This is a genomic window from Flavobacterium sp. UBA4854 (assembly GCF_002399805.1).
GTDB classification, from domain to species: Bacteria; Bacteroidota; Bacteroidia; order Flavobacteriales; family Flavobacteriaceae; genus Flavobacterium; species Flavobacterium ginsengisoli.
In genome coordinates this window covers 16,610-25,189 of sequence record NZ_DHEI01000155.1, presented here as the reverse complement: position 1 = coordinate 25,189, position 8,580 = coordinate 16,610, and the positions used below count along the sequence as shown (strand labels likewise).

Below are 8,580 nucleotides of genomic sequence, written 5' to 3'. Positions count from 1 at the left end.
GCAATTCTAGTTCTAAATCCTAATAAAATGGCAATTGGAGCTAAAACTTCGCCAATGTAAACCGCATAGCCAAATGCGCCCATGTTTTCTACAAGGAACGAAATTCCGTGAATCAGTTTAGAAACACCGTGAAAAAGCATTAATCCGCCAGTACTTAAACGCAATAGCAATAATCCAAGGTCTGTGTTTTTTGAAATCATAAATAATTTTGTTTAGGTTAAAAATTTATATCAATTGGGTTTGTAAGCCGACTAAAATACAAAAATTTCCTATTTAAAAACAACATTATTTAAAACAATTCCAAATAACTGTTTTTAGGCTATCACAAAGCGTATTTTGAGCTTTAAAACTTAATGGCAATCTTTCCAATTGTTCGTCCTGACTCCAAAAGTTCGTGCGCTTTCTTAAGATTTTCGGCTGAAAGTCCGTTTAAGGTTGTATTTAAAGTTGTTTTCAAAATACCATCATCCAACAAATCTGCTACGATATTTAAGATATTATGCTGTTCTACCATATCTTCTGTTTGGTACATAGATCGGGTATACATTAATTCCCAAGAAAAAGACACACTTTTGCTTTTTAGTTTGGTTAATGCAACTGGATCGCTGCTTCCTGTAATAGAGGCAATATGACCCTGAGGCTTTATCAATTCGACCATGGTATCCCAATAAGCATTGGTATCTACAAAATCTAAAATAAAGTCAACATACTCAAAACCAGCATCTCGAACAGATGAGACAAGGTCTTTATGATCTACCACAAAATCTGCTCCTTGCTGTTTGCACCAAGCAATTGTTTCTGGACGCGACGCTGTTGCAATAACAGTTAAACCCGCTATTTTCTTAGCCAATTGAATGGCAATCGAGCCTACTCCTCCTGCTCCGCCAATAATTAGAATCGATTTTCCTTTGTCTTTATCTGCCGTAATTCTGATTCTGTCAAATAAAATTTCCCAAGCGGTTAAGGCGGTTAACGGAATTACAGCTGCTTCTTCGATCCTTAACGATTTAGGTTTTCGGCCCACAATCCTTTCGTCAATAATCTGATATTCGGCATTGCTCCCCTGTTTGGTAATATCTCCTGCATAATATACAGGATCTCCAACTTCAAACAAAGTAACATCTTGTCCGACAGCCTGAACGATTCCGACAGCATCCCAACCAATAATTTTGGGAGTTTCAAGAACGGTATCTTTTGCGCTATTCTGGCGAATTTTAAAATCGACTGGATTTACTGAAATCGCATCAATTTTAACTAATAAATCGTGTGGCCCAGGAATTGGTTTTACGGCTTCAAATTCGATAAAACTTTCTGGGTTTTCTATGGGTAATGATGTTTTAAATCCTATTGCTTTCATTTCTTTTTAATATTTAAATTAAAACTATACTACAAAGATAAGACGAGTTGAAATCTCTTAATTGGTATATATTGAGTGTATATTTGTATATATTAAGCACAATGTGTTTTTTGTTTCACGCAGATTTTACAGATTATAGCCGATTCTGCAGATTTTTTATTTAAAATCTGCTAAGATCTGCTCAAATCCTTTAAAATCTGCGTGAAATAATTTTAAAGACTAAATTTGCTAAAAATACTACACTATGAATATACGAAAAGCCGAAAAATCAGACTCAAAATATATTGCTCCTATATTATTATTAGCAATGGAAGACATTATCTATAAATTTATTGCAAAGGAAGATTACGCTTTAGCGAAAGATTTTCTAGAGCATTTTGTTGAGAGTGAAAATAATCAGTATTCTTATCAAAATTGTTTTGTGGCAGAAGAGAATAACGAAATCATTGGCGCAGTAAATATTTATAATGGTGGAGAAATCGAAGAATTGCGCGCGCCTATAATCGAATACGTTCGCAAACACCACAATCCTGATTTTGATCCAGAATTGGAAACCCGTGCTGGAGAATATTATATTGATTCTTTAGGCGTGAATCCGAAATATCAGGGAAAAGGAATTGGTTCTCAATTATTGCAATTTTTGATTGATAAATACGTTCATAAAAATAAAGAGGTTTTAGGTCTCCTGGTTGAAGAGGACAATCCGAGTGCTAAAAAACTGTATTTAAAGCTTGGTTTTAAAGTAGTTGGAAACAAAACTTTGGTTAAGAAGAACCTAGAACATCTTCAAATCAAAAATTAATTATAGAATGAAAAACATCACAATATTAGAAGCTGGTTTAATTTTAAGAATAGTTTTAGGAATAACAATGCTTTCGGCCGTAGCAGACCGATTTGGAGTTTGGGGCGCACCGGGATCTAACGCAGTCGCCTGGGGAAATTGGGAAAACTTTGTTATCTACACACAAACCCTAAATTCTTTTGCCAACAGAGCCACAGCAGAAATTCTGGCAGGAGTTGCTACTTTCTTTGAAGTTTTACTGAGTCTTTTACTATTATTTGGTTTTAAAACCAGACTTGCCGCTTTGGGAACTACCTTTTTAATGTTCTTTTTTGCTTTTGCCATGTCGGTTTCCGTTTCTGTAAAAGCGCCTCTTGATTATTCTGTTTGGACAAGTTGTCGCGGCGGCTTTACTATTGGCTAATATTGGAAAAACGTCTTACGCTGTTGACAATAGAATATAGTTTTCGATAAAAGCGTTCTAGAAACTTTGTCAAAGTTTAAAACTTTGACAAAGTTAATCGCTTCGAAAAATTCAGCTCAAAAAATATCAATTCACATCTTTTTTCGGAAATAAATTCGTTTTGGAAATTGATCTTCTATGCTTTTTTCCAAATCAAATTCTTCGTAATGTCAATAATCGTAATATGTCGATTAAAGCAGTATCTGCGGCAAAAGCTTTCACCCAGATTAAATCATGTTTTCGCTGGTAAGCAATTTCTTCGGCACGTTTAATAAGCGCTTTTAAATCTTCTTCATCAAAATAAATAATCTCACTTAGATTAATTGCTTTTGACACTCCTAGATTTTCGTTTAATATTCTCGACGAATCCAATTTTAAATAAGATTGTGGTACTTCACCAAGATATGCCATTAGAATTTCGATCGAAAAATCATTCTGAATTCGAAACAATTCTTTTTGAGAAAGATGGTGTTCTGCATATTTTTCTCCCAAATCTTTTTCCTTAAATAAATTGGTATAAAACTGAACGGCTTTTTCTTCCATCCAAGAGACATTGTCGTTAATGATGACAACAAATTTTGCAATTTTACTCATTTCTTTTCCTTTTTAATAAAAGAGCAAAGTTGTACCGATTATAGGTCTGAAAAAAGAGCGATACGGCTTCAAAATTGTGCAAAATGTCGGAAACCTTATTTTAATCGTTTTGTTTTTTCCGATATTCTAAAGGCGAAATTCCTTCATAGTTTTTAAAGAATCGTCCAAAAACAGATTGATCAGTAAAATGAAGCAAATCGCTTATCTGATTGATGGACATTTTTTTATGCTGCAATAAAACTTTGGCTTCCAGAATCACCATTTCGCTAATCCAGTCACTCGCAGTCTTACCGCTGTGTTTTTTAATGACTTCAGACAAATATTTTCGGCTTACATTTAGTTTATCAGCATAATACTGTACCGTTCTAAAATTCAAAAAGTCCTTAAATAACAGTTCTTTAAATTGTTCAAATAAAGGATTGTGCGTTTCTGTAAAGCTCTTTTCTTCCTGAATAGCATCAATTTCATAAATTAAAATATATAGATAACTTCTCAAAATAGAAGCTTGATTCTTAGATCTGTTTTCTGATGCTTCTTTAATTAAATTAAAAATGCGTTCAAATTTATTTTCATCTGTTTTTGCAAGTTGAGACAAATGACTATGATGGTTTTCAAAGAAATCATATTGGGCAAGAAAAAACACATTTGTCTGATTTTCGAGAAAAAAATGTGGCTTAAAAAATATAATGTCAATTAAAATTTCGTCATCGTTTTTAGAAAAACTCCTAATTACAGATGGTCCCAAAGTAATAAGAGCGGGAGCATGAACGACTTTTCTTTCGAGTCCAGTCTGCATGATTATACTTCCTTTTCTCAGAAATTCAATTGCATAACTTTCTGCACGATAAGGTTCGCTGATATAAGGATGCTCGCTGGTCTGGATATAGAAATACTCTTTCTGGTCTGCATTAGAAAACAAACTTTTATGATGCGTTAAGGAATAAGTGAGGATTTTATTCTTCAAGACTGCTTTTTTGGGTAATCATTATCATTTCAAATATACCACTTTTTTTAGTGTTCAGTTGCAGTCTTTACGGTAAGAACGGCTAGCTTTGACAAAGTTTCAAACTTTGACAAAGCTTCTCGACTCTAAAGCTAACTGCGACTGAGACTGAAAACTGAATACTAAAAATATTTTTAAGGTATATTTAAGGTCATAAAGCTGTTTCTAACAAATTTGTATTCGTAAATTAGCAAATACAAAAACATATCTTAAATGACAATACTTACCTTTACGCTTATAATGATTCTAGGAGCTTTTTTAGCTGGTTTTATCGGTTCATTATCAGGCTTGGGCGGAGGAATTATCATCATTCCGCTTCTCACAATTATTCTCGGTGTCGATATTCATTATGCCATTGGAGCTGCTTTAGTCTCTGTTATCGCCACTTCTTCTGGCTCTGCTGCAGCCTATGTAAAAGAAGGAATTACCAACATGCGAATGGGAATTTTTCTCGAAATCGCCACTACAATTGGAGCAGTTTGCGGAGCATTGCTTTCGACTATTGCACCTACTTCTTTTATAGCCGTTTTGTTTGGTTTAACGCTGATTTTCTCTGCTATTAATTCGCTTCGAAAAAAAGAAGAACATATTGTTTTAGAATCTAGTTCGCTGGCTAAAAAGCTAAAATTGGACGGAACTTATCCTGCTCACGATGGCGAAGTCATAAAATACGGAACCAAAAATGTTATTGGCGGTTTTAGTATGATGGGTGTTGCCGGAATGATGTCTGGATTGCTCGGAATTGGTTCTGGTGCTTTTAAAGTAATTGCAATGGACAATATTATGCGCGTACCTTTTAAAGTTTCTACAACAACCAGTAATTTTATGATGGGTGTTACGGCAATGGCAAGTTCTGTAATTTATATTCAGAAAGGATATATTGAACCTGGAATCTGTATGCCAGTTGTAATTGGAGTTTTGTTTGGCGCTATGGCTGGAGCCAAAATATTGGTACGAACAAATCCGAAGAAATTGAGAATATTTTTTGCCTGCTTGATTTTTGTTTTGGCAATAAACATGATTTATAACGGACTAAATGGAAAAATCTAATATGGTACAGGAAGAAAAATTTGGAGAAAAAGATTTTCAGACAATTATAGGAAACCTGCTTCGTTACGGAGTTTGGATTTCGTTATCGGTAGCCTTCATTGGCGGAATTGTTTATTTGATTCATAACGGAAATCAGATTGAAGATTATTCTGTTTTTAAAGAAAACGACCGAAACATATTTGAAGTAATCGCCGCAATTTACAACGGAGCAATTCAAGGAAACGGAGAATCGTTAATATTTACAGGAATTATTTTCTTGTTTATGACACCTGTTTTACGCGTGCTGCTTTCGTTATTTTCATTTTTATTGGAAAAAGATTATTTATACGTTGGCATTACATTAATTGTAATCCTGATTATCATTATCAGTATTTCATTTGGTTTCTCACATTAAAAAAATTGTAGATTTTGGAATTTGGAATTTAAATATTGGAATTTTAAATTTAAAAACATGGAAATAGGAATAGACAGTTTTGCTTCGGCAATGTATGGCGACAACAATACTCTGAGCAGTGTTGATGCTATGGAACAGCTACTGCAGCGAATTGAATTTGCAGATCAGGCTGGTCTAGATGTTTTCGGAATTGGAGAACATCATAAAAAAGAGTTTTTAGATTCTGCTACGGCTGTTATTTTGAGTGCGGCGGCGGCAAGAACAAAAAATATTCGACTGGCAAGCGCTGTTTCCGTTTTAAGCGCTGCAGATCCTGTTAGGGTTTATCAAAGTTTTGCGACTTTAGATTTAATTTCAAAAGGAAGAGCCGAAATTGTAGTTGGTCGTGGTTCTTCTATTGAGGCTTATCCCCTTTTTGGATTTAATCTGAATGATTATGATAAACTTTTCAGCGAAAAACTAGACTTGCTTTTACAGATTCGTGACAACGAGTTTGTAAGCTGGGAAGGGAAATTTCGTCCTGCCATAAATAATTTGCCTGTTTATCCGAGAGCAATACAAGAGAAATTGCCTATTTGGCTTGGAGTTGGCGGTACTCCCGAATCTTTTATAAGAGCTGGATCACTTGGACTTCCGTTAATGGTTGCTGTTATTGGCGGACAAACACATCGTTTTAAACCTTTAGTTGATTTATATCGTGAAGCTGGAAAAGCTGCGGGCTATAAACCAAATGAATTAAAAGTCGGTTTGCATTCCCCTGGATATGTTGGCACTACAACAGAAAAAGCAATTGAAGAATACTATCCTGGTTATGCCGAATTATGGACTAAATTAGGATACGAAAGAGGCTGGCCACCCGTAACAAAAGGCAAATTTGATGGTTTAATTGATGACTTAGGTGTTTTAATTGTTGGAGGTCCGGAAAGAGCTGCAGAGAAAATCCTTCGTCATAGTGAAGCGCTTGGAGGCGTAGATCGATTTACTTTCCAAATGGATAATGCTGGATTAACGCATAAACAATTAATGAATGCGATTGAATTGATTGGTACAAAATTGATTCCTTTAATTAAGAAGGGATAGTTTTTTTGCCACAGATTGCACAGATTTAAAGGATTTTTTTCTTTTTTATTTTATAGATTGCTATGGTTATTAAAATTTGTGAAATTTTCACGCAGATTTAAAATGATTTTAGCAGATTAAGCAAATCATTATTTATGAAATTAAAAATCTGCACGATCTGCAAAATCTGCGAGAAAAGATGATTTTACTAATAAAATTTTAAAATCTCTTAAATAATTAAGTAGCGTCCAGCTTTAGCTGGATGAAAATATAAACAAAAATTAAAGGCTTTAGCCAAACATCACTAGTTTGGCTAAAGCCTTTTTTTTAAATCTTTATTTGTTACCTCCAGTTAAAACTGGAGGCAATTCAGAAGAATTATAATTTTAAGAACCTTTGTACTTAGAACCTTAGTATCTTAGCATCTTAAAAAAAAGCATCGCCAATTAAGACGATGCTTTTGTTATGATTTGCAATTTTTCAACGATAACAAACCAATTTAGAATTTATAAGTAAGACCAACTCTAAAGTTTCGTCCTGGTTCTGCCTGCCAATAGTAAGCTTGTAACCACTCATAATAAGAACCACTGTATAGATATTTGTCTAGTATATTAAATACATTTGCTGTTACTTTAACTTTCCCTATTTCGTAAGATAGTCCTCCATCTAGCTTAAAGTAAGTAGGTAATCTTTCAAGACCTTCACCCCAAGTATCTGTTTGACGTCCATCAAGGAATGTACCACCTATAGAAGCTCCAAAACCTTTTAATTTACCATTTTGAACAGTATAATTTAACCATGCATTTGCAGTATGTTTTGAATATCCAGGAACAATATCACCTTTTTCAATACCTTCTACATTAGATTTTGTTACAATAGATTCTGTAAAAGCATAATTTGCAATAAGATTAAGACCATCAAATATTTTTCCTCTTAAATCAAACTCAAACCCTTGCGCTCTTTTTTCTCCCAATACAATTTTTGTCGGATTCGACGGAGTACTTAAAGGATCACTAGTTAATTCATTCTTTTTCAAAATATTATAAACAGACAAAGTAGTATTCCAAGAACCGTCAAACCAATCTTTTTTGATACCAAATTCGACGTTATTACCTGTTAATGGCTTCAACTCACCATCTCTAACAACACCAGATTGAGGTGTAAAAGCTTGATCGTATAACCCGTAAACAGCAAAATCATTAGTGATAGAATAGCTTACTCCAAAACGTGGTGTAATATGACTATCTTCTTGCGGGTCGTCATAGCTGCTAGTCTGTTTAATCCATGTATATCTTGCTGCAAGTGTTACTCTCAGTTTATTTTCAAAAAATCCAAGTTCATCCTGAATATATCCTGCTGCATATTTTGACCCATAAAGTCCTCCTGCTCTTTGGCTTAAAGGTGTATCGTGATCAAATTGCGGAAAACCATTCGAAGGAGTTCCATAATTAGGGTTATAAATGTTAAAAGGATTATCAACAGTATCAAGATCATGAGACTGTCCCCAATCTGCCATATAATCTTTGTCACCTAAATCTACACCTCCCAAAACTTTATGAGAAATGGCTCCTGTATTAAATTTTCCATTCACGAAAATTTGTCCCAAAAACATATTACTATCTGCATCCCAAATACCCACATTTCTAATAATATCTCCGTTACCAATGTCTCCATTTGCAGTTGTTGCTGGCCCTACAGCAGATGGCCAAGAACTATATCCTTGCTGAATATATTTGAAATAAGAAGTCTGAGCTGTCAATTTCCAGTTTTCGTCAAATTTATGTTCAAATTGCAAATAACCACTGTGATCTTGAATATTAGTATCTGGCAAACCTGGTGCCGTCATGGTAAAATCACGTGGCAAAGTAGCATAACCACC

At 34.3% G+C, this 8,580-nt stretch carries 10 protein-coding genes; 5 read left to right on the top strand and 5 right to left on the bottom strand.

The window, feature by feature from the left end; all coding sequences use genetic code 11:
* Together B3J44_RS22380 and B3J44_RS22375 are read right to left on the bottom strand one after the other, a co-directional pair.
* Nucleotides 1–200, bottom strand: a 200-nt coding sequence (locus tag B3J44_RS22380) for a DoxX family protein (protein ID WP_286971531.1), incomplete at its 3' end; no start/stop codon positions are given.
* A gap of 143 nt (nt 201–343) precedes the next feature.
* Nucleotides 344–1,357: a zinc-binding alcohol dehydrogenase family protein gene (locus B3J44_RS22375; protein WP_286971530.1), complete on the bottom strand. Its 1,014-nt coding sequence runs from the start codon at nt 1,355–1,357 to the stop codon at nt 344–346.
* 244 nt (nt 1,358–1,601) lie between these two features.
* Between B3J44_RS22375 and B3J44_RS22370 the strand changes: the two genes are divergently transcribed.
* Both B3J44_RS22370 and B3J44_RS22365 read left to right on the top strand, forming a co-directional pair.
* Complete coding sequence (locus tag B3J44_RS22370) at nt 1,602–2,159, top strand: GNAT family N-acetyltransferase (RefSeq protein ID WP_286971529.1); 558 nt, start codon at nt 1,602–1,604, stop codon at nt 2,157–2,159.
* Between the two features lie 7 nt (nt 2,160–2,166).
* Entirely contained in the window at nt 2,167–2,562 is a 396-nt protein-coding gene (locus B3J44_RS22365) for a DoxX family membrane protein (protein WP_286971528.1), read from the top strand.
* Nucleotides 2,563–2,754: 192 nt separating this feature from the next.
* Here B3J44_RS22365 and B3J44_RS22360 read toward each other — a convergent pair whose 3' ends face one another.
* The gene (locus B3J44_RS22360; protein WP_286971527.1) at nt 2,755–3,195 is read right to left on the bottom strand and encodes a hypothetical protein; all 441 of its coding nucleotides are present in this window, start codon (nt 3,193–3,195) and stop codon (nt 2,755–2,757) included.
* A 100-nt stretch (nt 3,196–3,295) separates the two neighbouring features.
* Nucleotides 3,296–4,159, bottom strand: a complete 864-nt coding sequence (locus B3J44_RS22355; RefSeq protein WP_286971526.1) for a helix-turn-helix domain-containing protein — start codon at nt 4,157–4,159, stop codon at nt 3,296–3,298.
* A gap of 252 nt (nt 4,160–4,411) precedes the next feature.
* Here B3J44_RS22355 and B3J44_RS22350 point away from each other — a divergent pair, with 252 nt between their 5' ends.
* Genes B3J44_RS22350 through B3J44_RS22340 form a run of 3 tightly spaced genes read left to right on the top strand, consistent with a single transcriptional unit; the run spans nt 4,412 to nt 6,722 of the window.
* Nucleotides 4,412–5,248, top strand: a complete 837-nt coding sequence (locus B3J44_RS22350; RefSeq protein WP_286971525.1) for a sulfite exporter TauE/SafE family protein — start codon at nt 4,412–4,414, stop codon at nt 5,246–5,248.
* Nucleotides 5,235–5,642 (top strand): DUF1634 domain-containing protein, encoded by a 408-nt coding sequence (locus B3J44_RS22345; protein ID WP_177209883.1) that lies wholly within the window; start codon nt 5,235–5,237, stop codon nt 5,640–5,642. Before B3J44_RS22350 ends, B3J44_RS22345 begins: the two co-directional genes overlap by 14 nt.
* Before the next feature lie 57 nt (nt 5,643–5,699).
* Complete coding sequence (locus B3J44_RS22340) at nt 5,700–6,722, top strand: LLM class flavin-dependent oxidoreductase (protein ID WP_286971523.1); 1,023 nt, start codon at nt 5,700–5,702, stop codon at nt 6,720–6,722.
* Nucleotides 6,723–7,200: 478 nt separating this feature from the next.
* On the opposite strand, the gene B3J44_RS22335 is transcribed toward B3J44_RS22340, so the two are convergent.
* Nucleotides 7,201–8,580: TonB-dependent siderophore receptor (locus tag B3J44_RS22335; RefSeq protein WP_286971522.1), on the bottom strand; the 1,380-nt coding region annotated here is incomplete at its 5' end.